The organism is Ralstonia sp. Ralssp110 (assembly GCF_047325135.1).
Taxonomy (GTDB): domain Bacteria; phylum Pseudomonadota; class Gammaproteobacteria; order Burkholderiales; family Burkholderiaceae; genus Ralstonia; species Ralstonia mojiangensis.
Window position 1 is genome coordinate 2,601,378 of the sequence record NZ_CP168610.1, and the last position, 25,180, is coordinate 2,626,557.

Genomic DNA, 25,180 nt, shown 5'->3' on the forward strand with positions numbered 1-25,180 from the left:
GGCGTGTCGTCAGCCTGCGTTGGCCGCCGGCGCACGCTCGCCGATGAGGTTGCGCAGATGCTGCAGCAACTCCTCTTCGTTGTACGGCTTGCCCAGGTAGACATTCACGCCGATCTCCGCGGCGTAGCGGCGGTGTTTGTCCGCCGTACGCGAGGTGATCATGATGATCGGCGTAGCGCCGATGCGTTCGTCCGCACGCACGTTGCGCGTAAGGTCGAAGCCGTCCATGTGCGGCATTTCGATGTCGACGAGCATCGCGTCGGGCGTGATCTCCTGCAACTGACGCAGCGCGTCCACACCGTCGCGTGCGAGCACGGCCTGGTAGCCGGAGCGCGTGAGCAGACGCTGCGTGACCTTACGCACGGTCAGCGAATCGTCGACCACCATGACGATCGGCTGTGTGGCGAGGCCCGGCACGGCGTCGGTGCTGCCGTCGCGCTGCAGCTCGGCCACGGCGCCCGTGGCTTCCGGGTCTGACAGGCTGCGTGCAACCGCTTCGCGCTCGAAGCGCTGCGTGAGCACCACGGGGTTGTAGATCAGCACAATCTCGCCGTCGCCCAGCGTCGTTGCACCGGCAATGCCTTCCAGACGCGCGAGGTGCGGGCCAATGTGCTTGACCACCACTTCGCGGTTGCCGATCACTTCGTCGACGTGCACGGCGGCGCGCTCGGCACCGTTGCGCACCACCACGGCCGGCGAGTACTTGCGCCCGCCCGTGACGGACTTCGCTTCTTCAAGCAGCGCGCCAAAGTAGTGGAACGGCACGGGGCCCGTCGGCAATTGCAGTGCAGCCGCGTTGTACGCCTCGGCCAGCGCCTGCGGACGCAGTTGCTGCACGTGGTCGATCATGCCCGACGGAATCGCGTACACGCGCTCGCTCACACGCACCAGCAGCACCTGCGTAATGGCGGTGGTCAGCGGCAGGTGGATGGTGAAACGCGTGCCGACTTCCGGCGTCGTCTGCAGCGAGATCCGGCCGCCCAGGGCAACGGTTTCAGCACGCACCACGTCCATGCCCACGCCACGGCCGGCCAGCTCGGACACCTGATCCGCCGTGGAGAAGCCCGGCGTGAAGATCATCTCGGTGAGGCGCGCGTCGCTGGCCTCCTCATCCGGCGCCAGAAGCTGGCGCTCCAGTGCGCGGGCGCGAATGCGGTCGAGGTTCAACCCGGCGCCGTCGTCCACGAAATGCAGCACGACTTCGTTGCCTTCCTGCTGCACTTCCAGCGTGAGCTCGCCCGCCGGATTCTTGCCCTTGGCGCGACGCTCGTCGGCGGATTCAATGCCGTGTGCGACGGCGTTGCGGATCATGTGTTCGAGCGGGCCGCCCATGCGGTCCAGCACGCTGCGATCCAGTTCCACCGTACCGCCCTTGATGAACAGGCGGACTTCCTTGCCGGTTTCCGACGCCGCCTGGCGAGCCACGCGGTACAGGCGGTCAGCCACGGTATCGAACTGCACCATGCGCGCACGCATCAGGCTGCGCTGCAAGCCCCGCGTGAGGCGTGCCTGCGTTTCCAGATCGAGCGACGCCTGATCGAAACCGCGGAACAAGTTCTGCTGCACCGTCGCCACGTCATTGACGGACTCGGCCATCATCCGCGTGAGTTCCTGCAAGCGCGTGAATCGGTCGAACTCAAGCGGGTCGAACGATTCGTCGTGTGCAGCCGCATCGGCAATGCGCGACTCCATCTGCGTCTCGGCCTGGATTTCGATCTCGCGAACCTGCGAGCGCAAACGCGCCACGTTGTCGTTCAGTTCCGACAGATAGGTCTTGAGCGCATCGACTTCCGACTCCAGACGCGCACGCGCGGCACCGACTTCACCCGCATCGTTGATAAGCGAGTCAAGCGCACGCGCCTGCACGCGCACCATCGCGCGCTGGCGTTCAGCCACTTCGAGGGCTTCAGCTTCAGGGCTGCGCGCGCCGGTCAGATCGACGTTCGTCGATACTGCAACAGCCGGCAGCATCGATGCACCGGACGATGTCTGCGCGTCAGCTGCCGTCTGCGGCGCCTCGGTAGCATCGGCAAGGCCAGCATCGAGCGGCAGCAGATTGCCCGCGCCCAGCGCATCGACGTGCGCCTGAATGCGGTCAAACCAGACGTAGAGCTTGCGGAACAGCGCGTCGTCCACGCGGTTCTGGCGCAAGCCGCCTTCAATGGCGCTTTCCATTTCGTGCGCTGCCTGACCCAGCGTCATGGCGCCGGCCATGCGCGCACTGCCCTTGACGGTGTGCAGGTTACGCAGCAGCAGGCCGGCGGCATTGCGGTCCTGCGGCTCGGCTTCCCATGCACGCAAGTGCTGGCCCAGCTCGGGCAGCGCGACGTGCGCTTCCTCCAGGAAAATTTCCAGCAGCGCCGGATCAAGCGCGTCGGCGGGTGCTTGGCGGACCAGCTCACCCACGGCCGGCTCGGCAACCGGCGACTCGTGCACGGGCACCAGCGACGGCACGAACGTCGGCGTGATCTCCGCCGGCTCAAACCCTGGCTCGCCGGCCAGGCCAGCGGTTTCGTTCTCGGCCTGTTCAACTTCGGTAAAGGCGGCGGGCGCCGGCTCCAGCGGCAGGCGCGGACGCACGAGCAGGCGCTCGCACAACTCATCGAGGCTGCGGCGCATCGCCTCGTCAGCGTCTGGCCAGAGGCTGGCGGCAAATTGATGCAGCATGCCGCGCATGCGCTCGATGGATTGATCGAGCAGGCGGAAGTCGCCCGGATGCATCGCCACCGGGCGGCTGTTCAGGTTCAGCAGCACCTGCTCCAGCGCCCCAGCCAACTGGCGCACGGGCTCCAGTTCGACCACGGCGGAGCTGCCTTGCAGCGTGTGTGCGGCGCGCAGCGCCAGCTCGCTCGGGGGCGTGCGGCCTTCGTGGCGCCACTCCGAGAAATCCACGCCCAGGCGGCGGATCAGGTCATCGGCTTCCTGCAGGTAGACGTTGTACAGCGCCACGCTGATGCGGACCGGACCAATCTCCTTCACGCCATCGTCGTGCGGTGCTTCCTCCGGCTCGCCAGTCTGCGCGAACGGGAACGGGATCACCTTGGCATCGGCGTCAGCGGCAACCGGTTCAGCGGCCGTTTGCTGATTAGCCTCTTCGACGTGCTCCGCAACCGGCTCGATTGCCTCATGCTCCACCACCGGCGCGGTGGCCTCGGGCATTGGCGCCTCGACTTCGGGCAGCGGGGGTTCGTCATCCCACGAGAGCGCGACGGCTTCTTCTGCTTCTGCAACGGGCACATCCGGCGCAGCCAGCTCCATCGGCTGCACCGCGTCGACGTCGTGCGATGCGGCTTCCGCAGCCGGTGCTTCGGGCGTTTGCGGCTCAACGTGTTCGGGAGCAGCCTGCGCTTCGGGCACGGCCTCCAGCCAAACGAACGGACCGCCATGACGCACACGCTCGGCGGCGGCGACCAGCGGTTCAATGGGGTGATCGGCTTGCGGCGATTGCGCAATGGCCGCGGCCCACGTCGACAACTCGGACTCGGCACGTGTCAGCAGCGCGGCCAGGTCATGCGTCGGCACGCGGCTCTCCGCCAGCCAAACGTTCATGACCTGCTCAATGGCCCAGGCAGCTTCGCCGTAGCGCGTGAGGCCGACCATGCGGCCCGAGCCCTTGAGCGTGTGGAACGCGCGACGCAACTGCGTGAGCAGGTCCAAGTCGGAGCCGGTAGCCAGGCCACCCGTGCCCACATCAGCAGCGGCTTGCAGGCCCTGCAGATCGGCGCGCACGCCGGCCAGCACTTCTTCTGCTTCAGACAGGAAGATGTCGAGCAGCTCGGCATCAATGGATTGGGTATCCCGCACGGCACCAAGTGCAGGTGCAGCGGCAGCAGCGGGCACCGCAGCCGGAGCGGCCAATGCGGCCTGCATGCGCTCAAGCGCGCCGGCACTGCCAACCTGCCATGCGTCGAACTGGGCCAGCGCCTCTTCCAGGCGACGCCGGCGAGCCGGATCGTCGTCGATGGCGGCGGCGTCGCGTGCTTCCTGCAGCGCGGCACGCAACTCGGCGGCCAGCGGGTCGGTCGGGTCAACCGGTTGCTTGGCCAGCAGGCGATCGAGCAGCGCTTGCAGCGGCGATGCAGCATCGGCATTGGACACACCTGCGCCGGCGAGCGTTTCGGATTGCGGCTCGCGGCGGGTCAGCATGCCGGATTCGGCATCGAAGGCGAACTCGCGCCATGCGGTTTCGCGCTCGGTCGGCGTCAACTGGCCTTCGATGACGATCTCGTCGACCTGGCCGCCGGTCAGTTCTGTGCCGGCAGACAGCGCGTCCAGCAGGGCTTGCAGGCCGCTGACGTTGGCGGCCAGCGCAGCCAGGTAACGTTCGCGATCGGCAGTAGTACCCTCGCCCGCAGCGTGCAGCGCGTTGATGGTCGATTGAGCGGCTTCGGTAGCGTGGACGGCCTCATCGGCGTCCAGTGCGGCAAAAGTGCTCTGCATCTCGCCGAACAGGCGTGCAGCCTCTTGCAGGCCGCCGCTTTCTGCGCCTTCGCGCTCGAACGCATCGAGGTGCGTTTCGGCAGAGGCTAACTGCGTTTGCAGCGTGCGAACCTGCTCGGCGCGCGCGCGGCGTTGTGCGGCTTCTTCGGCCAGCAGCGTGAGCCATGCGGGTGCTGGCACGGCGTGGCCGTCTTGCGTGGCGCGAGCATGTTCGGCCAGTTCGCTGCAGCGGGCGGCAAACCACGCGCTGCGCAGGTCGCCGGATTCGCCATGCACGGCCCACGGGCGTGCCAGCATGCGCGAGAGGAATTGCAGCGTGGGTGCAACGTCCTGCCCGGCAGCTTCGGTCAGTCGGTTCGACAGGTCAGACAGGGCCGGCTGCCCCAACGCGTCGGCATGCAGCGCAAGCGTCTGCAGTGCAGCGTCGAGTTCGTCCGCAGCGGGTGCCGGTTGTTGACTGAGCGCTTCGAGCGAGCGGCCAACGCGTTGCAGCGTGTCGCTGGTGTCCGTCGGCAGCAGCGCGTAATACTGGCGCGTATGCAGTGCGCCAGCGGGCGCGTGCGTGGGCGGAATCGCGAAGGCCTGCACACAGGCCACGATGTCCGGGCCGAGCGTATCGTCGCCCACCGGCGCTGCGGGCGCGTTGCTGTAGGCCATGCCGGCCAACAGATACAGCGCGTCGGTCAGCAGGCCTTGCGGCAGGTGGACGTTGTTGTGCGAGTACTGGCGCAGCAGCAGGTTGACGCGTGCCGCCAGGCGCTTGGCGGTCATATCGGCCGGCACCAGACCGGCACGCAAGGCGCCAAACGTCAGGGCCAGCACGAGCCACAGATCGCGCTGCAGATCGTCCCCGGCGCGGCGCGGCTCGCGCTCTAGCGCGCGAATGCCATGCAGCAGGTCTTCCAGCGGGGCGTAGGCTGCAGCAGCTGCAGACGGATCCACCTGCGCACCATCGGCGTTGGATGCCGGTGCCCGCAGCGCCGTCAGCAACGCGAGCTCGAACTTGCGGCGCAGGCGTGCCAGCCCCGGCAGATCGCGCGAGGGCAGCAGCAGGGCCGGCAGATGGCGCAGCTCATCGGCCCACAGGTCAGCCGGGTGGACGCGCTCTTCGCCCAGGCGGGCGAGCACGGCTTGATACGGTTGGAACAGGCGCAGCGGCTCTTCGGCCATGCCGGCCATCAGGTCGACCACGTATTCCTGCAGCGCTTGCACGGCGCGCGAGAACACGTCCAGCGTCTGCGCGTCGGCGGCTACGGTGCCAGCATCGACGGCTTCGAGCAGGCGCTTGGCGGCCTGGCAATACACGTCGACACCACGCAGGCCGACGATCAGCAGTGCGCCGGCAGCCTGGTGCAGATACTGGCCGGCCAGGCGCAGCGACGTCGTATCGCGCGCCCCGATGACTTCCGGATTGACGATGACATCGGCTGCGTATTCGCCGAACTCGCGCACGGCATCGTCCAGCGCAGCGCGCATGTTGGGCGCGACCCACGCTAGCGCGGAAAGGTCACGCACCGGCACGGCAGACTTCGGGCGCACCGCGGGGGCGCCAGCCACCTCGAGCGAGGCAGGATGGGACTGGGCGGGCTCGGCGGCAGATTGATGACGCATGTGTGCTTCCAAAAAGCAGGTGGCGGTTGCCGCAGTTGCCTGGGTGACCCCTTCGGCGCTCCCGCCCGAAATCCAGTGACGGCGTCGTTACGCGAATCAGGCGATGCGGAACCGCGCCACCGAGTCGCGCAGTTCTTCAGCAAGCTGCGTGAGCTGGCGCACCGACTGCGCGGTCTGGCGTGTACCCGTCGACGTCTGCTCCGTGATGTGCAGGATCTGTTCGATGTTCTGCGCCACGTCCGAAGCCAGCGTCGCTTCGTGCGACGTCGTCTGCGAAATGCTCTCAATCAGTTCGGCAAGCTGGCGCGACACGCGGCCGATCTCCACCAGTGCGGCACCGGCGTTATCGGACAGCTTCGCCCCTTCCACCACACCCGCCGTGCTGCGCTCCATGGCGTGCACCGCGTCTTGCGTGTCGGTCTGAATCGTGCGGATCAGCGCGCCAATCTGCTTGGCTGCCTCGGCAGAACGTTCTGCCAGGCGCTGCACTTCCTCTGCCACCACCGAGAAGCCGCGGCCGGCTTCACCAGCCGATGCTGCCTGGATGGCTGCGTTCAGTGCCAGCACGTTGGTCTGCTCGGTAATGTCCGAGATCAGCTCCACGATTTCACCAATCTCCTGCGACGATTCGCCCAGGCGCTTGATCCGCTTCGAGGTTTCCTGAATCTGGTCACGGATGTCGTTCATGCCCGTGATGGCGTTCTGCACAGCTTGCTGACCCTGCTCGGCAGCGGCCAGCGAGGCGCGTGCAACGTTGGCCGATTCAGCAGCGCCGCGCGAGACCTGCGTAATGCGGTCCGCCATCTCCACCACCGACTGACCGGTCTGGCGAATCTGGCGCGACTGTTCTTCGGATGCGGCCACCAGGCTTTCCGACGTGGTCTGCACCGCCGACGATGCCTGCGTCACCTGCTCGGCCGTCTGCTGCACCCGGCCGACCAGCTCGCGCAGTTCTTCCACGGTGTAGTTCACGGAGTCGGCGATGGCGCCGGTAATGTCTTCCGACACGGTGGCCTGCTTGGTCAAGTCACCGTCAGCAATGTCCTGCAGCTCGTTCATCAGACGCAGAATTGCGGCCTGGGTGGAATCGTTGTTGCGCTTTTCCACCATCCGGCGTTCTTCAGCTTCGCGCTGACGCGCTTCTGCTTCCATCGTACGCACGCGCGAATCGCGCAGGTACAGGGCGGCCAGGCCGGCCAGGCAGACCACGGTCAGGATGGCCGACAGCACCACCGCGCCGAGCGTCACCGGACGGCTGCGCACGCTGCCGGCATAGGCCGACTGCAGGTCCGACAGGTCGGCGCGCAGCTTTTCGTTGTCGTTGAAGATCTGCTGCTGGGCGCGCTTTGCGGCAATCAGGCCCGGCAGGTTTTCCAGAATGATCTGCGTAGTCTTCTGCACATTGTCGAAGCGGGTCGACAGCTCTTGCAGATAGCCCTTCGTCTCAGCATCGGTGGCGGCCGACAGGCGCAGCGCTTCCGAGCCGTTGAGCAGGCCATTCAAGGTTTCGCGGAAGGTGTTCGTGTCCTTACCGAGCAGGAACGCCGTTTCCGGGTTCACGCCTTCGCCGGCCAGGAACTCGTTCATGTTCTTACCCAGACGCTGCGTCAACATCACGAGCTGCGACGAGGCGGCCACTTCACGGGCCGGCGCGTTGGTCTGCAGCTTCATCGACGAAATCTGCTCGGCTTCTTCCAGCAGTTCGGGGTTCGACGCGTTGAACACGTTCAGCGTCTTACCCACCGCCACCAGCGTCTTTTCCTGCGCCAGAATGGCCTGCGCGCTCTTGTCGCTGCGCTTCCACTCTTCGATCGACTTATCGAGCAGCGCTTCGGCCTCGCCGCCCGAGGCGCGCACGCCGCGTTCGGAGTTGCCGTTCTTCAGCGCATCGAGGTTCTCCTGCAGGCGCGCACGGCTTTCCTTGAGCTGGGCGAATGCGTTGGTGTTACCCAGCAGCGCCACCGGCACTGCCTTGGCCAGACGCTGCGAGTGCATCAGCGTGTCACCGGCAATTTCAATCTGCACCGACCCGTTGTTGGCCTGGCGGTTATCCAGGTACACCGAGATCAGCAGGGCCAGCAGACCGACCACCAGGCCGATCGTGAAGACACGCTGCTGCGCAGCAAACGGCACGCGCTCCATCCATCCGACCACGGCATCCATGGGCGAGCGGCCCAGTTGCGTGGGCGGGCCCGCGGGATTGTCCTCATCCGTATGGGGCGCATTGTCCAACTGCGCCAACTGCACGGAAGCCGCCGACGCGCCCTCCACTGCAACCTCCGGCGCCCCTGCCTCTGCGGCACGGCGACCTGCGTTGAACCACTTGAACCCCATAGGACCCTCTTGTTTTGTCGATGCTGCCGTCTCGTTCTATCGAGATCAGCCGCATGGATTTCCCGTCCGCGTCCGCGCCTTGTTCCACCCGGCGTGGTACGCACCTTCGGCGGTGCCCGTCGAATACATCTGGCGCGCCCTGTTGCGCGCGCCACGCACCGCCTCTTGCCCCTGCACACCCCGCTCCCGTAGCGGCGTGCTCAATCTTTCTTGTTTGCTCTAAGGCTCTACGGCCTGATTCCCAATCGCTTTATGTGCGGCTGCGGCCGACCTGCAGAAACGCCGGATCGGCCAGCAACTGCCGCACATCCAGTTCACGCCACTGCGTCCCGTGCACGTCGCGCCAGGCGCGGCCCAACCAAGGACGCCCCTCTTCCACGGTGGCTTCGGCGGGCTGCAGATCGTTCAGGCTGCGCAGTCCCGCCACACGCGGCACAACGATTGCGCACGCACGCTGCGGGTCTTTGGACAGCACCACGATCTTGGCGCCGCTGCCGCTGCCCGTCGGCGCTTCACCGCAGAACAGGCCGAAATCGATCACACCAAGCAAGTTGCCGCGCGCGTTCACGAGACCGAGGTACCACGGCTGCGTGAGCGGCACGCGTGCAGGCGGCTGGTAGTCCAGCACTTCGCCGGTTTCGGTCAGCGACAGAAGCCAGTGGTGCTCGCCGATCTGCACGCCCAGAAAGCCTTCCGTCGACGACTTGGCGCGCGCCTCTTGGAGGCGGCGGGCTAGCATCGCCTGGTATTCATGCAGGCGCTGGCGGGAGGTCAGGTTGGTGCGCTGTTCGTTCACGTCTGGCTCATGTCCTGTGCTGTACGCCATGTCAGGCGTTGCGCGCGGTTGGATAACGATTGGCCAACTGCCGCAGGTTTACTGCGCCAGCTTGGCGATCTTCTCGAGCAGCTCTTCCGCCTTGACCGGCTTGACAATGTAGTCCGATGCGCCCTGGCGCATGCCCCACACACGGTCGGTCTCCAGACCCTTGGTCGTGCACATGATCACGGGGATACCCTGGAAGCGCTCGTCCTTCTTGATGGCGCGGGTCGCCTGGTAGCCGTTCTGGCCTGGCATCACAACGTCCATCAGGATCAGGTCGAAGGTTTCGGCTTCGAGCTTGGTCATGGCCTGCTCGCTATCGGCAGCGACCGTCACCTTGAAACCGTTCTTGCCGAGGATCTCCGACAGGTGCAGCGCTTCGGTCGGAGAATCATCGACCACCAACACTTTCTTGATTGCCATACAAACAGTCCTTCGTTAAGAGAGATGCCATCACTGCGCGGCAGCTGGCGCCACCGGCAAATGCGTCTGGACCGCCTCCAGCAGCGCTTCCTTCGAGAACGGCTTGGCAAGGTGGTCAACCGCCCCGACCGACTTGCCCCGCGCACGGTCGAAAATTCCGTCGCGCGAAGACAGCATGATCACAGGCGTGGCATGAAACTTTGGGCTTTTCTTGATCAGCGAGCAGGTCTGGTAGCCGTCCAGATTCGGCATCAGGATGTCGCAGAATACGAGATCGGGCTTCAGGTCACCCACCTTGGCCAGTGCGTCGAAGCCGTCTTCGGCCAGCACAACCTGGCACCCGGCTTGGGTGAGAAAAATCTGCGCGGTACGGCGGATGGTGCTGGAATCGTCGATCACCAGCACCTTGCAGCCTGTCAGGGAATGCGCCAGCGGAGAGTTCGCCAGCGGTTGAGAGTCAGCCAGTTGTTCCACCCGCGCGGATTGCATCATGTTCTCGCAGTGCGCGACCACGGGTCGCCACGACATTCTGACCGGATGGATCGCGGCAAATCGCCGCGCAGCGTGCCCTCCAAACGGAAAGGGCCCACGCTGGCGACGACTTCAAAACTACGCCCCCCGGCCCGCTTATGAAGTGTGAAGCTCAGAATTTGACGAAGTGTGACAAGTCACCTATTCGCCGTCAATGGCGCCGGCCGTCCGCCGAGCGCTTGTGGCATGGAAGCGACGAGCCGATTCATCGAACCGTCACTTCCTGATACTTGGCTGTCAGCAAGAGGGCAAACGCTCACTTGCTGACGGGAGACAGGTCAGATCCGGATCAGATCTGCACCATTTCAAAGTCTTCCTTGCGCGCGCCGCATTCCGGGCACGTCCAGTTGATGGGCACGTCTTCCCACTTCGTGCCGGGCGCAATGCCGTCGTCCGGGGCGCCTTGTTCTTCGTCGTAGATCCAGCCGCAAATCAGGCACATCCACGTCTTGTATTCAATCTGTTGTTCCATAGGGCAAAGCTTCGGTGGGTTCCGTCTATTAAAATGGCAGGCCAGATGGTACCGAATCACGCCCGGGTGCGCCAGAACACGCGCTGGGCAGACAAGGTGTTTGACTGCATCCAACCCGGATCTGCGGCAAACCACCGCATAATCGCCTTGAACAGCCTTTAAACCGTGCCGCAGCGCCGCTCTGCTCGGCGCCACGCTTTCTTCCAAAACCCTCCATGTCGACTCCCTCCCGCAGCGCCGCCCTGTTTGAACGTGCCCAGAAGACCATTCCCGGCGGGGTGAACTCGCCGGTGCGCGCCTTCCGCTCGGTGGGCGGCACGCCGCGCTTCATCGCCAAGGCGGCCGGCCCGTACTTGTGGGACGCGGACGGCACCCGCTATATCGACTACGTGGGCTCTTGGGGTCCGATGATCGTTGGCCACGCGCATCCGGATGTCGTCCGTGCCGTGCAGGAGGTGGCGGCCGACAGCTTTTCGTTCGGCGCGCCCACCGAGGCTGAAGTCGTCATGGCCGAGGAAATCTGCAAGCTCGTGCCGTCGATCGAGCAGGTACGGTTGGTGTCGTCCGGTACCGAAGCAACCATGAGCGCCCTGCGCCTGGCGCGCGGTTTTACCGGGCGCGACCTGATCGTCAAGTTTGAGGGCTGCTACCACGGTCATGCAGACAGCCTGCTGGTCAAAGCCGGTTCGGGCCTGCTGACGTTTGCTGATACGACGCAGAACGCGCCCTCTTCCGCCGGCGTGCCGGAAGACGTGGTCAAGCACACGATGGTGTTGCCGTACAACGATGTGGCCGCACTGCGCGAGGCCTTTGCCCGCCATGGCAAGGAAATCGCCGCCGTCATCGTCGAACCCGTGGCCGGCAACATGAACCTCGTGCGTGGCAGCAACGAATTCCATCAGGCCATGCGTTCGCTGTGCACCGAGCACGGCGCCGTGCTGATCTTTGATGAGGTGATGACCGGCTTTCGCGTCGCGCTCGGTTGCGCGCAGGCGCTGTACGGCATCAAGCCGGACCTGACGTGCCTGGGCAAGGTGATTGGCGGCGGCATGCCAGCCGCGGCGTTTGGTGGCCGCCGCGACATCATGGGGTTCCTGGCGCCGCTGGGCAACGTCTACCAGGCAGGAACGTTGTCGGGCAATCCGCTGGCCGTGGCGGCAGGGCTGACCACGTTGCGGCTGATTGCTGCGGATGGCTTCCATGACCGGCTTGCAGCGCAGACGCGCAAGCTGGTGGATGGGCTGGCAGAAATCGCGCGTGAAGTTGGTGTGCCGTTTGCTGCTGACAGCGTGGGCGGCATGTTCGGCATCTACTTCCGCGAAGGCGTCCCGACGAGCTTTGCAGAAGTGACCAAGAGCGATGTTGGGCGCTTCAATGCGTTCTTCCACGCGATGCTGGATCAGGGCGTCTATCTGGCGCCTTCTGCGTTTGAGGCCGGGTTTGTGTCTTCCACGCATGATGATGCGATTTTGGACGCTACTTTTGAGGCGGCTCGGAAGGCGTTTAAGGCTGTTTGAGTTTTTTTGTTTTCTTGGGATGAGCCTTGGTGGGGCACCCCTGGTTTCATCCCCTGCCGGGGCTGACTCACTTTCTTTGTCTTGCCAAAGAAAAGTAGGTCGTGCCCGGCAGGGAACGAAAGGGGGATGGACCACCAACAAAAAAACTCAAACCCTCCGAGCCATTTCCGCCAACTCGCTCCCCAAACCCTCAGAAGCCCCCATCATCGGCGCCCGCAACACATTCCGAATCAACCCCTCAGCAGCCAGCCAAGCCTTCAAAGGCCCCGGATTCGTCTCAGCAAACAGCAACCGAATCACCGGCGCCAGCGCATGATGCAACCGCCGCGCATCGTTCAACCGTTGTTCTTGCACCGCCCTTGCCATCTCAACAAACAGCTCCGTGCGGACATGCGCCGCAGCAATGATCGCCCCCACGCCGCCTGCGCACAGCGTGCCGAACACCTGCGCATCCTCCCCCGCCAGCACCTGCAACCGGCCGTCGGCAATCACGCGCTGCGTCTTGTCAGCATCACCGCCGCAATCCTTGATGCCGTGGATGTTGGGATGTGCCGCCAGCGCAAGCAGCGTTTCGGCGTCGATGTTTGCACCGGTGCGATACGGAATGTCGTACAGCAGCACCGGCACGGGCGAAGCATCGGCCAATGCAGTGAAGTACTCGATGATCCCGCGCTGCGACGGACGAATGTAGGAAGGCGCCGGAATCAGAAACGCTGCCGGCCGATGCTCAGCGAGACGCAGCATCCGCTCGCGTACGGACGCGAGGGCGCTGCCCGAGACGCCCATCACTACGGGTAAGCCGTCAGCGGCGGCGCGTACCGTATCGAGCACGTCCGCCTGTTCCTGATCAGTCAGCGCTGCGGCTTCGCCGGTACTGCCACACGCCACGAAGCCGGCAACGCCCAACGCGCGATAGCGCACCACTAACGTATACAGTGCGCCGTAGTTGACCGATCGCGCGGCGTCATCGGCAAACGGCGTCACGATGGGCACCCAGATGCCCGCATAAGACGGACGTTCGCGGGTGGACAGATTGGTGGATGAATTTTCAAGCACGACAACACTCCTGGACGAATCAACGACCGGTCAAAAACCATCAGAAGCGCTTCGGGAATGCAGGCCCGCGAGATGCGGCTGAGAGGCAACCGTGTCTAACGTGTCGGTCAACCGCTGTTCCGTCGCCCATCTGACGGAACAGCGCTCCGGTCAGACGAGCGGCTGTTTGGTGGCTTTTTTGGCGCGCGCGAGCGTCGACACGACCGACAGGCTGAATGCCGGTGCCGTGCAGATCGACGAGGAAGAGGAAATCGCGCGCATGGAAATTGTCAAAAAAGTCCCCATACCGTACTGATGTGTGACTGGAGCGTCAAGCGCATAAGCTAAAGTGCGCTGAAACGACATGCGACGATGTCGGTCTCATGCCACATTCTTTTCAGATTCAGATCTAGAGGACTTCATGACCCCTGCCCTGACCTTCCGTTCGACGCGTTTTTCGGGACTGCGCTGGCTTGCGCTGTCGTTGGCCGTGCTGGCTGCGCCGTTCCTCTCTGCATGCGGCTACAACGATTTCCAGGCAAAAGACGAAGCCACCAAGGCCGCCTGGGCCGAGGTCGTCAACCAATACCAGCGTCGTGCGGACCTGATTCCGAACCTGGTGAATACGGTCAAGGGCTATGCCTCGCACGAGAAGGACACGCTGGAAGCGGTGACCAAGGCCCGGGCCGCAGCCACCAGCTTCCAGATCACGCCGGAGGTGCTGAATGATCCGGCGGCGTTCCAGAAATTCCAGCAGGTGCAGGGCGAGCTTTCGAGCGCGCTGTCGCGCCTGATGGCGGTGTCGGAGAACTATCCGCAGCTCAAGGCTGACCAGTCGTTCCGCGATCTGCAATCGCAACTGGAAGGCACCGAGAACCGCATTACGGTGGCCCGCCAGCGTTACATCAAATCGGTGCAGGAGTACAACGTGCTTGCGCGTAGCTTCCCGACCAACCTGACGGCCAAGGTAATGGGCTACCAGGTCAAGCCGAACTTCACTGTCGAGAACGAGAAAGGTATCTCCACCGCCCCGGCGGTGAAGTTCTGACGAGCTGACGATCATGTCGATACGCGCGCGTGCCTGCTTCGCCTTCCTGCTGACTGCAGCCCTGTGGCTGGCCGCCGCGCTACCTGCGCGCGCGCAAAGCGACATGGTGGCCGTACCGCCTCTGGCTGCGCGCGTAACCGACCTGACCGGCACGCTCAGCGCCGAGCAGAAAAGCGCGCTCGAACAGGTGCTGGCCGATTACGAACAGCAGCGCGGCAGTCAGATCTTCGTGCTGATGGTGCCGTCCACTGCGCCGGAACCCATCGAGGCGTATGGCATCCGCGTGGCCGATGCGTGGAAGGCCGGCCGCAAGGGCGTGGACGACGGCGCGATCATCCTCATCGCCAAGGACAACCCGGCGTCGCTGCGCAAGATGCGTATCGAGGTCGGGCGCGGGCTGGAAGGGGCGCTGACGGATGCGCAATCAAAGCGCGTCCTGCAGGACGTGATGGCGCCGCACTTTCGCCAGGGCGATTTCTACGGCGGGCTGTCAGCGGGCATCTCGGCCATCCAGACCGTCATTGCGCAAGAGAGCCTGCCGCCGGCTGAGCGGGCAAAGCGCCAGCAATCCGGTGGCGGCATCGGCGATTGGCTGCCCGTGCTGTTTCCGCTCGCGATCATCGTGTTCTTCGTGCTCAGCGCGGCCATGCGGTCGGGCGGGCGCGTGACCGGCAGCCTGCCCGGCCGGCCCGGCTCGCGCGTGATGATGGGCAATCGCGGGTGGGGCCCTGGCACCATCGGCGGCTTGGGTGGTGGATTGGGCGGCTGGGGACGCGGAGGCGGTGATTTTGGCGGCGGAGGCGGTGGAGGCGGCGGCTTTGGCGGCGGGGGTGGTGGTGATTTCGGTGGCGGTGGCGCCTCCGGCAACTGGTAACCGGTAAACACATCCATGGCTTCCACGACCCGACATCACCGCGGCGCCCGGCGTGCCCTCACCCATCTGCTGACGACCTCGTCGCACGCCAGGCGCGCGTTTCCGCCGGCAGAACTGCAAAAGCTCGAAGCCGCCGTGCGCGAAGGCGAACAACGCCATCGCGGCGAAGTGCGCGTCGTCATCGAAAGCTCGCTGCCGATGCGCGACGCGTGGGCTGGTGTATCGCCGCGTCACCGCGCCCGGATGCTGTTCGGGCTGCTGGAGGTGTGGAACACGCGCGAGCACGTGGGCGTGCTGCTCTACATCAACCTGGCCGACCACGCGGTTGAGATCCTGGCCGACCACGGGATCGCCGCGAAAGTCGACGCGCATACGTGGCGCACCATCTGCGAGACCATCACGCGCGGCTTTGCCCAGCGCGTGAGCATGACCCCGGTGCTCGATGCGCTGGCGCAGATCAACGACCTCCTCGCCGCACACGTGCCTTCCGATGGCACGCCGCGCACCAATGAGCTGAGCGACCGGCCGATCGTGCTGTAACGGCGCTACGCTTTATTCGTTTCTTCCCCGGCCGTGCCGAGCCATGTTTCAGAACTGAAACCGTTTTGACATGGCCGGCCGCGTCACCCCTGTCGGTCGCGCGCCTAATCCTTCCATACGAGGGAATGGCCATCGGCGCATCAGGCGTCAAGCTCAGGCCGCGGTTCTGCCGTAGGCCACCTCCCCGATAAAGCTCGCCTCTTTTCCTGCAACGCGCTCCCTAAGACGCCTCGCGGCCACGCCGCGCCGGACGACACCGATGCATCCCATCTTGTCTCGGCAGAGGCCGCATGTTTCAGCAATGCACGCATTGATGTGACTGGCACGGCTGCGGGCTTACCCGGGGCTTTTTGCGGTGCACAACGCGTCTGCGTCACTTTTACGTTTGGCGTTTGCGCAAATTAATTCGGCGGCATCGTTTGCTGTATCGCAATCGGCACAAAGTGCGCGTAACGCTTGGGAAACAAGCACCGGCCAATTGCCTGGGCTAGACGCTGGCACGGCTGCCCAGCCATTGAAAATCAAGGACTTAGCGGCAATGGCACGTTCGTCGCTCTGTTGCTCCCGCCGACATAGCAGCACGGTGTTTCGGAAAGACAAGACAGAATCGACGCACACCTGAGGGGGTGGGACGTGGAAACCAAAGACCAACACATCAAATGCCGCCGGACCGGTGCAGCCAGCGTGGAATACGCCCTGTTGCTGGTGATGGTGGCTTTGGTGCTGATTGCCGTCATGGCGAGCGTCGAAACCAGCGTGGGCGATTTCTGGAGCAACGCGGCATCGGTATTGATGACACCCGGCGGGTTCGGATCATCGGGCTCGCAGGGCGGTGGTTCGGGTGGTTGATATTCCAAAGGCCTGGGCAGCGGGCAATCGCACCACGGGCCGGTAGCACACAGCGCATGCCAGACGAGCAGCGCAGCGAACAGAACAGAAGACGTACGGGGAAGTTGTCAACGTGCTGGCACAAAGAGGCCAGCCGGCTGCAGAGACCAGCAAACCGCTGGGAGCGTCTGCGGTGAACACGGAAGTTGTTGCACTTTCAGGCGTGAGCCGGTCCCTGGAGGAATGGTGGACCAGCCCACGGCGCCCAGTGGGCACCTGCTGCGATTTGCGGCGATGCCCGGGCGAGCGAGCACCAGCGGCCACGCCGGTGCGAGCCCTGAGAACTGGTGAAGTCGGGGGAGCCTCTTGGTGTTGTCGTGCTCCGGAACATGCTGGCCTTGCGCCGGTGTGGCACCGGTGTGCGCACACGATCTCCGGAACCCCCGGTTTGGCCTTGGCCGGCTTGTCTGGCCAGAATCCAGCGCCCGATCTTCAGCGGTGCGCCTTTCCTTGAACCATGACGTGAGGAGATTGAAATGAAAGCCATGATCAAGCGTTTCGTGCGCGAAGAAGACGGTGCAGCCGGCGTGGAATACGCACTGCTGCTGGCCTTTGTGGCTCTGGTGATGGTGACCTACGGGACCACCGTCAAGACCGCGGTCGGCGCCATCTGGAATTCGATCGCAACCCAGCTGTCGACGGCCGCCGCCTGAGCAGTGCCAGTGCGCCCAGGTCAGGTCCGGCAGCCCCGGGCCTGATCCGGCGGAATACAAGCTGGCCCGCGGCGCCCGATGCCGCGCGGACAGCCAGAACAATCGCCCGAGAGGAACCCGAGATGACCACCATGACAAGCCTGAGCGCCCTGGCGAACCTCAGCCTGATCGTGCTCATCGTGATAGCCGCAGCGAGCGACGTGCGCTCGCGCCGCATCCCGAACTGGCTGGTGGCGTCGGGCCTCGTCGCTGCGCTTCTCGCGCAATGCCTCACACAAGGCTTCACCGCAGGCGCGCTTGCCTGGCTCGGTGGCGCAGCAGTGGGCATGGGACTTTGCATCGGTGTCTACCTGCTCGGTGGCATGGGCGCCGGTGACGTAAAGCTGATGGGCGCGATCGGCGCCTTCATGGGGCCCTTCGGCGCCTTCCACATTGCCTTCGTGAGTTTTCTGGCAGGCGGGGTGCTCGCGCTTGCCATGGTGTTGCTGCGCCGTGACGCGCAACGCTCGTTTGCAGGGGTTTCAACGCTGCTGATGTCGCTGCCATTCGGCGGCAAGGCCGTGCCTTCGCCAGAAACCGGGGGCAAGCGCAGCGGAACGATCCAGTTGCCGTACGCGGTGGCGTTTGCCGCAGGCACGTTGCTGGTGAAGTGGGGAGTGTTGTAGCCGAGGGGGGAACACCTGACGCGTGCCGATGCGGTGCTGGACAAGCACACGGCGTCGCCGCAGACAGCCTGACGGAATGAACGCCACCAGGCACGCGCCAGACATACGAGGCATCAAGGACCACGCAAGAACGGTCCAGGACCGGGGAGAAGTGACATGCGTCAATCCAGTCGCACCATCGGGCAAGCCAGGACCTGCGCGGCGCCCCATCGCCATGCCTGCGGGCCACGTCCGTCCTGGCACGCACCTCCCTCTCCACCGTCGTCTTCGGCCGACCGGCGCATTGGCCGGCCGTGCATGCCCGTCACGTGTCTTCGGACCAAGTGGCGGTGGGATTGAGAACCATCTGAGTGGGGTTGGGAAATGAAAAACCTGCGCATTCTCTCCATGCTGTTGATTGCCACGATCGCCGGCCTTGCGGCGGTGGTCTTTGCCTCGCGCTGGCTCACGCAGCAAAGCAGCAGCGGCATTACCAAGGTGGCGGTGGCCGCAGCCGATATCGACCTGGGCCAGCGCCTGTCGCCGGACTTCGTCAAGGTGGTGGACTGGCCCACCGCCAGCCTGCCGCCGGGCGCCATCTCCGACACGCAAGCCCTCAGCGGCCGCGTCGTGCGCGCCAGCCTGACACGCGGCGAGCCGGTGCTGGAATCGAAGCTCACGCCGCAAGGCACGGCGGGCGGTTTGTCGGCCGTCATTGCCGACGGCAAACGGGCCATCACCGTGCGTGTGAATGACGTCGTGGGCGTGGCGGGCTTCGCACTGCCGGGCAGCTACGTCGACATCATCGTCAACACGCTGCAAGACAGCAAAGACGGCAAGCCGGTGGCCGGCGATCGGTCCGATCAGTCGATCTCGAAGATCGTGCTGGAAAAGATCCTGGTGCTGGCCGTCGCTCAAGAGGTCAACCGCGACGACACCAAACCCAAGGTCGTGAACGCCGTCACGCTGGAAGTCACGCCCGAACAAGCCGAGAAGCTCGACCTCGCACGCAGCGTAGGCACGCTCTCTCTGGTGCTGCGCAACCAGATCGACCCGCAACCCGCAGATACCAATGGCGCGACCAAGAGCACGCTGCTCAAGGAACCCGCCATCACGGCTGCCGTGGCGGTGCCGGTGGTCAAAACGGTGCAGGTGGTACGCCGCGTGGTTGCTGTGCAGCGCGCACCCGGCAACTGCATCGGCGTGATTGCCGGCGTGGATCACAGCGCCGAGTGCTTCTAAAGCGAAACGCGCCACGGAACCCGCGGGCAACGATCAACAAGAAAACAGGAAGAACAGACCAAAGGCCCCAGGAAGAGGGCTCCGGCACGGTCACAGGCAACACATAACCGGCCTTGTCTTGCAGAACAACCAATCTGGGGGATCACCATGAACCGACTCATCACGCAACGCGGCGAGACACGCTGCATGGGGACGTACATGAAGGCGACTGCAACCGCAGTGGCCATGTTGGGGGGGCTTTGGGCAGGTGCGGCGCACGCGCAGGTCGGCGTGGAATCCGCCATCCTGACCAACAACGCGGCGGCACCAACCAAGCCGATGCGCATGTCGGCCAGCGGGCCGATCCAGCTGACCATCGGCAGCGCAAGCAACGCTGAAGCCAGCCGCGATCCAACACCGAAAGGACCGAACTGCACCGGCGCCATGCGCGAACACAGTGAGGTGACCGTCCCCATCGGCAAGTCGACGATGGTGCAGTTGCCCGAACCCGTACGCAGCCGCACCGTGGGCAACCCGCGCGTGGTGCAGGCGATGCTGGTCTCACCGCAGACCCTGTACGTGTTGGGGCTGGAAGTCGGTTCCACCAACATGATCGTGCAGGGCCGCAGTGGATCGTGCACGGTAATCGATGTGTCGGTGGGCGCTGACCCGGCCGGCCTGCAAGCTGCACTGCGCCGCCTGGTGCCGGGTGCAAAGAACGTCGAAGTCTCCGCCGCAGCCGACAGCATCGTGCTGGGCGGCACGGTGACCGACTCGGTGCAGGCGCAGAAGATCGTGGACATCGCCAATGCGTTTGTCACACGTCAGTCGCGTGGTCCCGTGCGTGAAGAAGGCGGCGGTGGCCAACAAGCCGCCGGCCAGATGAATGCGGGCGGTCAGAACGGTGCGCCGCTGCGCAGCCCGCGCATCATCAACATGATGGCGGTGGAAGCCCCGCAACAAGTCATGCTGGAAGTGAAGGTGGCGGAAGTTTCCAAGACCCTGATCGACCAGATGGGCTCCGCGCTGAACGTGGCCGGTGCCTTCGGCAGCTGGTCGGTGGGCGCGCTCGCCAACTTCCTGTCGGGCTCCAACGACATCGTCAACTTCAGCAAGAACAACCGTCTGCCGTTGAAGTTTGCACTTGATGCGCAGAAGGGCGACGGGCTCGTCAAGGTGTTGGCAGAGCCGAGCCTGATGGCCATCAGCGGGCAGGAAGCCAGCTTCCTCGCCGGCGGCAAGGTGTTCATTCCGGTGGCGCAAGGTGCCGCCGTGGGCGGAACCAGCACCGTCATCCTGCAGGAAGAAACCTTTGGCGTGGGCCTGCGCTTCACCCCCACGGTGATGGAAAACGGCCGCATCAACCTGAAGGTGTCGCCGGAGGTATCCGAGCTGTCGCCGACGGGCGTGGCGGTGACTGCGCCCAACAGCAACAACACGCAGATCCTGCCGCTGATCACCACCCGGCGCGCTTCCACCACGCTGCAGGTGCACGACGGCCAGAGCTTTGCCATCGGCGGGCTCATCAAGAACAACATCACGGGCAGCCTCAAGGCGATCCCCGGTGTTGGCGAGCTGCCTGTGATCGGTGCGCTGGCGCGCAGCACGAGCTTCCAGCAAGACCAGACCGAGCTGGTGTTCGTGGTCACGCCGCGCCTGGTCAAGCCGCTGCCTGCCGACTACCCGCTGCCGACCGACACATTCGGCCAGGTCAACACCGGCGAGATCCTGCTCAACGGCAACATGGAAGGCCACAAGGCCAAGCCGGCCAAGGCACCGGCCGCCACGGCGGCACCGGCTTCCGCACTGCCGGCACCGAAGGCCGCGGAAGTTGCAACCGCAACCGCCGCCGCAATGCCCGCCGCCGAACCTGTTCAAGCGCCAGCCCCCGCCGCAAGCGCATCTGCTGCAGCCGACACCGCAGCCGAAGCGCAAGCACCCGCAGCCGCCACGGCACCTGCAGCACCGGCCGACAACGGCACACCGCCCGCGCCTGCCGCCATGGCGCCGGCACCCGACGCACGCCGCTTCGTGTCGATGGGCGAACAGCCCTTCCACGACTGAACCGACCGCACGACCTTCAAGGAGACGAATCATGAACATCACTTCGAAGCTGGCGCGGGCGGGACTCTGCAGCGCAATCGCCCTCACCCTGACCGGGTGCATGACAACCACTCCGGTGTACGACAAGCACTTCGGTGAGGCCGTCCGCTCGGTGCAGGCCATGCAGACGCTCAACCCGAATGCATCGGCAAACGCCGATCCGGTGACTGGCGTCGACGGGCGTGCCGCCACCGCCGCGATGGACCGCTACAACACGCAGTTCGTGAAACCGTCGGCCGACGTCAGCGCCTTCACCGTGGGTGTGGGCTCGGGCAGCAGCCTGGATTCACAGAACCGGTAGATCGCACCACGCAAGAACGCAGAAAGAGGAAAACGCGCCGCCTCGCGCGGCGCGTCACCAGACGCTCACAGGAGCCCGGCCATGGCCAAGATCGCTCTCGTATCCGCCGACGAATCGCACCTGCAATACCTCGCAGGGCTGATTGCACAGGCCACCAGCCACGTCGTTCAGCGCACGTGCACTGCCCCGGCCCAGGCACTCGGCCAACCGGGTCTTGCGCAGGGTGCCGATCTGCTGATCCTGGAAGCGGCCAGCTTCAGCACCGACGACATCCAACAACTTCGCCGGCTGACGACGGACCGCCCCGATACGCTGTGCATGCTGCTGACGGAGAACCCGTCTGCCGACCTGCTGATGCGTGCCATGCGCGCCGGCGTGCAATGCGTGCTGCCCTGGCCGCCCGATGCGCACGAGTTTCGCGACGAGCTGCAACGCTGCACGAGCCATGCGCTGTCCGGCTCGCGCAACGAAGGCCAGGTTCTGTCGTTTCTGTCGTGCAAGGGCGGTAGCGGTACGACCTTCGCCGCCGCCAACTTTGCACATGTGCTCAGCGCCCGGCACGGCAAGCATGTGCTGCTGGTCGATCTCTGTCAGCAATACGGCGACGCCGCCTTCCTGGTGACCGACCAGACCCCGCCGGCAACGCTGGCCAACGTCTGCAACCAGATCGACCGCCTGGATGCCTCCCTGCTCGATACCTGCGTGACGCACGTCAGCGCGAACTTCGACGTACTGGCCGGCGCGGGTGATCCGATCAAGGCGGGCGAGATCAAGGCGATGCATCTGGAACGTCTGCTGACGCTGGCCGCATCGATGTATGACGTGGTGGTGTTTGACCTGGGGCAGGACATCAACCCGGCGTCGATCCTGGTGCTGGACCACAGCAACGTGATCTACGCCGTGCTGCAACTGAACCTCGCTTACCTGCGCGCCGGCCGGCGCCTGATGGAGATATGCCACTCGCTCGGTTATCGAGCAGAACGGCTGAAGCTCGTCGTCAACCAGTACGACAAGCGCGTTCCGTTGACGCAGAACACCATGGAAAGCGCCTTCGGGATGCCCGTCTCGCATGTGCTGCCGTATGACCCGACCGCCGTACGCGACTCCGTCAACCAGGGCCGGCCCGTGCTCGATATGGCCGAGAACAGTCATATCAGCCGCGCGCTGATGGACATGGCGCGCCAGCTCTTTCCTGCCACGCAGCACCAGCGCGACGGCCTGCTGCGCAAGCTGTTCGGCCATGCCAACCAAGTGCCGGCGCCGGTACGAGCCTAACAAGCGCCTGACAAGTGCCTAACCCATCGATCGCGTGGAGCCCATCATGTCATTGCGAGAACAACTCTTTCAGCAAGCCGGCGAGGCACTACCCCAGCGTGTTGCGTACGCCAACGGCTCGAACGGCCACACCAGCGCGGCTTATCAGCAGGTGGCGCAGGATGTGCACCAGATCATCATCGACCGCGTTGAACTGAGCCGCCTGCAGCATCTCACGCCCGAGCAGATCAAGCGCGAGCTGGCGCAACTGGTCGAACAGATCGTCGACGAAGGCAAGCACCAGCTCAATGAGAGTGAACGCCGCCGCCTTGTCTCCGACGTGCAGGACGAGATGCTCGGCTACGGCCCGCTCGAACCGCTGCTGGCAGACCCGACCGTCTCCGACATCCTGGTCAACACACACCAGTACGTGTACGTGGAACGCCGCGGCAAGCTCGAGCTGACCAGCGTGACGTTCCACGACGACGCACACCTGATGCGCGTAATTGAGAAGATGGTGTCGCGCGTCGGCCGCCGCATTGATGAATCCAGCCCGATGGTGGATGCACGGCTGCCCGACGGCTCGCGTATCAACGCGATCATTCCGCCCTCGGCCATTGACGGGCCGCTGTTGTCGATCCGGCGCTTTTCCGTCAACCCGCTGACGATCCAGGACCTGATCAACTTCCGCACGATGACGCCGGAAATGGCGCAGCTGCTCGACGCCATGGTCAAGGCCAAGCTCAACATCCTGATCTCGGGCGGCACCGGCAGCGGCAAGACGACGCTGCTCAACATCCTCTCGGGCTACATCCCCACGAACGAGCGCATCGTCACCATTGAAGATGCGGCCGAACTGCAACTGCGCCAGAACCATGTGCTGCGCCTGGAAACGCGCCCGGCCAACATCGAGGGCCGCGGCGAGATCACCCAGCGCTCGCTGGTGAAGAACGCACTGCGGATGCGGCCAGATCGCATCATCCTCGGCGAAGTGCGCGGGGCCGAAGCGCTCGACATGCTGCACGCAATGAACACCGGGCACGAAGGATCGCTCGCCACCATCCACGCGAACACGCCGCGCGATGCGCTTACCCGGCTGGAGAACATGGTCAGCATGGCGGGCCTGCAGCTGCCGCCCAAGACGATGCGCCAGCAGATCACCTCCGCACTGACGGTGGTGGTGCAGGTCACGCGCCTAACCGACGGCAATCGCAAGCTGGTCAGCGTGCAAGAGATCACCGGCATGGAAGGCGAAGTCGTGAACATGCAGGAGATCTTCACCTTCCGCCGCAAGGGTATCGACGCAGACGGCCGCATCAAGGGCCATTTCTGCGCGACGGGCGTGCGGCCCAAATTCTCGGAACGTCTGCAGGCCTTCGGCATCCATCTGCCCGAGACGCTGTACGACCCCTCAGTGCAATACGAGGTTTAAAGGAGAACCGACATGGACACCATGGTGATCGGTTTCACGCTCTCGGTTTTCGTGGCCATTGCGCTGGGCGTATCGGGTGTGTATCTGTGGTGGGACAGCCGCCACAGCCAGACTGCCAAGCGCCTGAGCCAGCGGCTGAAGATGGCCCTGCTCAGCAGCGCACGGCACGGCGCCGACGAGAGCATTCTCAAGCAGCGCGTGCTGGCGGAATCGCAGGAAGTGGCGGCGCTGCTGGGCAAGCTGCCGCGCGTCAATCGGCTTGACCTGCTGTTGCTGCAATCGGGGCTCGATTGGTCGGTCGCGCGGTTTCTGGCGCTCACCCTCATCGCGCCGGTGGCGGTAGTCATCGGTATCTCAACGCTCAACCCGCCATGGGTGGCATCGGCTGCGCTGGCCGCTGCGGGTGCCTCGCTGCCACTGTTCTATGTGCTGCATCGACGCACGCGCCGGCTGATGAAGCTCGAAGCGCAGCTGCCGGAGGCGACCGATCTGATCAGCCGTGCGCTGCGTGCCGGCCACTCGCTGCCGAGCGCACTGGAAATGGCCGGCGATGAACTTCCGCAGCCGATCGGTACCGAGCTGGCGATGGTGTTCGGCCAGATCAATTACGGCGTCTCGTTGAACGATGCACTCGCCGGCCTGATCGACCGCGTGCCGGTGGACGACCTGCGCTACCTGGTGATCGCCATCCTCATCCAGCGTGAATCGGGGGGCAACCTGGCCGAGATCCTGGACAACGTGGGTTCGCTCATCCGCAAGCGCCTGCAGTTGCTCGACAAGGTGCGCGTGCTGTCTGCAGAGGGCCGGCTCGGCGGCTGGATCCTGACCGCGCTGCCGCCCGGCATGGCGGTGGTGGTCTACCAGTTGAACCCGGAATTGATGTCCACGCTGTGGAAAGACCCGACCGGCATTCAAATGATGTGGACCGCCATTGTGATGACCTGCGTGGGCGTGTTGTGGATCCGCCAGATCGTACGCATCCACATCTGACACGACATCAGCGCCATAGAGCACAGAACAGAATTCGGAGGCGGGGGCA

21 protein-coding genes are annotated in these 25,180 nt (G+C 64.7%); 14 read left to right on the forward strand and 7 right to left on the reverse strand.

All coding sequences use genetic code 11. The features are described from left to right. Positions 1-9 precede the first annotated feature (9 nt). The 6 genes from ACEN9T_RS21135 to ACEN9T_RS21160 form a co-directional block, all read right to left on the reverse strand. On the reverse strand, positions 10-6,051 hold the full coding sequence (locus ACEN9T_RS21135; protein WP_413706974.1) for an Hpt domain-containing protein: 6,042 nt from the start codon (positions 6,049-6,051) through the stop codon (positions 10-12). A gap of 96 nt (positions 6,052-6,147) precedes the next feature. Further along, complete coding sequence (locus ACEN9T_RS21140; RefSeq protein ID WP_092971821.1) at positions 6,148-8,385, reverse strand: methyl-accepting chemotaxis protein; 2,238 nt, start codon at positions 8,383-8,385, stop codon at positions 6,148-6,150. Between the two features lie 250 nt (positions 8,386-8,635). Further along, on the reverse strand, positions 8,636-9,181 hold the full coding sequence (locus tag ACEN9T_RS21145; protein WP_413706975.1) for a chemotaxis protein CheW: 546 nt from the start codon (positions 9,179-9,181) through the stop codon (positions 8,636-8,638). Between the two features lie 78 nt (positions 9,182-9,259). After that, positions 9,260-9,628 carry a response regulator gene (locus tag ACEN9T_RS21150; RefSeq protein ID WP_004629647.1) on the reverse strand — a complete coding sequence of 123 codons (369 nt, stop codon included), beginning with the start codon at positions 9,626-9,628 and terminating at the stop codon, positions 9,260-9,262. Between the two features lie 30 nt (positions 9,629-9,658). Beyond that, positions 9,659-10,156, reverse strand: coding sequence for a response regulator (locus ACEN9T_RS21155; protein ID WP_147216854.1), 498 nt, complete (start codon positions 10,154-10,156; stop codon positions 9,659-9,661). A gap of 292 nt (positions 10,157-10,448) precedes the next feature. Continuing rightward, positions 10,449-10,631 (reverse strand): rubredoxin, encoded by a 183-nt coding sequence (locus ACEN9T_RS21160; RefSeq protein WP_003261842.1) that lies wholly within the window; start codon positions 10,629-10,631, stop codon positions 10,449-10,451. A 215-nt stretch (positions 10,632-10,846) separates the two neighbouring features. Between ACEN9T_RS21160 and hemL the strand changes: the two genes are divergently transcribed. Next, positions 10,847-12,148, forward strand: coding sequence for a glutamate-1-semialdehyde 2,1-aminomutase (gene hemL, locus ACEN9T_RS21165; protein ID WP_413706976.1), 1,302 nt, complete (start codon positions 10,847-10,849; stop codon positions 12,146-12,148). A gap of 147 nt (positions 12,149-12,295) precedes the next feature. Here hemL and dapA read toward each other — a convergent pair whose 3' ends face one another. Continuing rightward, positions 12,296-13,204, reverse strand: coding sequence for a 4-hydroxy-tetrahydrodipicolinate synthase (gene dapA / locus ACEN9T_RS21170; RefSeq protein WP_413706977.1), 909 nt, complete (start codon positions 13,202-13,204; stop codon positions 12,296-12,298). A gap of 91 nt (positions 13,205-13,295) precedes the next feature. On the opposite strand from dapA, the gene ACEN9T_RS21175 reads away from it, so the two are divergent. From ACEN9T_RS21175 to ACEN9T_RS21235, 13 genes are all read left to right on the forward strand, one after another. Further along, on the forward strand, positions 13,296-13,499 hold the full coding sequence (locus tag ACEN9T_RS21175) for a hypothetical protein (RefSeq protein ID WP_413706978.1): 204 nt from the start codon (positions 13,296-13,298) through the stop codon (positions 13,497-13,499). Positions 13,500-13,604: 105 nt separating this feature from the next. Next, positions 13,605-14,231, forward strand: coding sequence for a LemA family protein (locus tag ACEN9T_RS21180; protein ID WP_092971827.1), 627 nt, complete (start codon positions 13,605-13,607; stop codon positions 14,229-14,231). A gap of 13 nt (positions 14,232-14,244) precedes the next feature. Beyond that, positions 14,245-15,105 (forward strand): TPM domain-containing protein, encoded by an 861-nt coding sequence (locus tag ACEN9T_RS21185; RefSeq protein WP_413706979.1) that lies wholly within the window; start codon positions 14,245-14,247, stop codon positions 15,103-15,105. A 15-nt stretch (positions 15,106-15,120) separates the two neighbouring features. Then, complete coding sequence (locus tag ACEN9T_RS21190; protein WP_092971829.1) at positions 15,121-15,645, forward strand: TPM domain-containing protein; 525 nt, start codon at positions 15,121-15,123, stop codon at positions 15,643-15,645. A 633-nt stretch (positions 15,646-16,278) separates the two neighbouring features. After that, a complete protein-coding gene (locus ACEN9T_RS21195; protein ID WP_092971830.1) occupies positions 16,279-16,494 on the forward strand; it encodes a Flp family type IVb pilin in 216 nt (71 codons plus the stop codon). A 515-nt stretch (positions 16,495-17,009) separates the two neighbouring features. Beyond that, complete coding sequence (locus tag ACEN9T_RS21200; protein ID WP_027678035.1) at positions 17,010-17,186, forward strand: Flp family type IVb pilin; 177 nt, start codon at positions 17,010-17,012, stop codon at positions 17,184-17,186. A gap of 131 nt (positions 17,187-17,317) precedes the next feature. Beyond that, positions 17,318-17,851: a prepilin peptidase gene (locus ACEN9T_RS21205; protein ID WP_413708494.1), complete on the forward strand. Its 534-nt coding sequence runs from the start codon at positions 17,318-17,320 to the stop codon at positions 17,849-17,851. 363 nt (positions 17,852-18,214) lie between these two features. Continuing rightward, a complete protein-coding gene (gene cpaB, locus ACEN9T_RS21210) occupies positions 18,215-19,072 on the forward strand; it encodes a Flp pilus assembly protein CpaB (protein WP_413706980.1) in 858 nt (285 codons plus the stop codon). 147 nt (positions 19,073-19,219) lie between these two features. After that, a complete protein-coding gene (locus ACEN9T_RS21215; protein ID WP_413706981.1) occupies positions 19,220-21,115 on the forward strand; it encodes a type II and III secretion system protein family protein in 1,896 nt (631 codons plus the stop codon). Positions 21,116-21,146: 31 nt separating this feature from the next. Further along, a complete protein-coding gene (locus ACEN9T_RS21220) occupies positions 21,147-21,455 on the forward strand; it encodes a hypothetical protein (RefSeq protein ID WP_092971833.1) in 309 nt (102 codons plus the stop codon). 81 nt (positions 21,456-21,536) lie between these two features. Further along, positions 21,537-22,730 (forward strand): AAA family ATPase, encoded by a 1,194-nt coding sequence (locus tag ACEN9T_RS21225; protein ID WP_092971834.1) that lies wholly within the window; start codon positions 21,537-21,539, stop codon positions 22,728-22,730. A 46-nt stretch (positions 22,731-22,776) separates the two neighbouring features. Then, positions 22,777-24,141, forward strand: a complete 1,365-nt coding sequence (locus ACEN9T_RS21230) for a CpaF family protein (RefSeq protein WP_092971835.1) — start codon at positions 22,777-22,779, stop codon at positions 24,139-24,141. 12 nt (positions 24,142-24,153) lie between these two features. Further along, on the forward strand, positions 24,154-25,131 hold the full coding sequence (locus ACEN9T_RS21235) for a type II secretion system F family protein (protein WP_092971836.1): 978 nt from the start codon (positions 24,154-24,156) through the stop codon (positions 25,129-25,131). Positions 25,132-25,180: the final 49 nt, after the last annotated feature.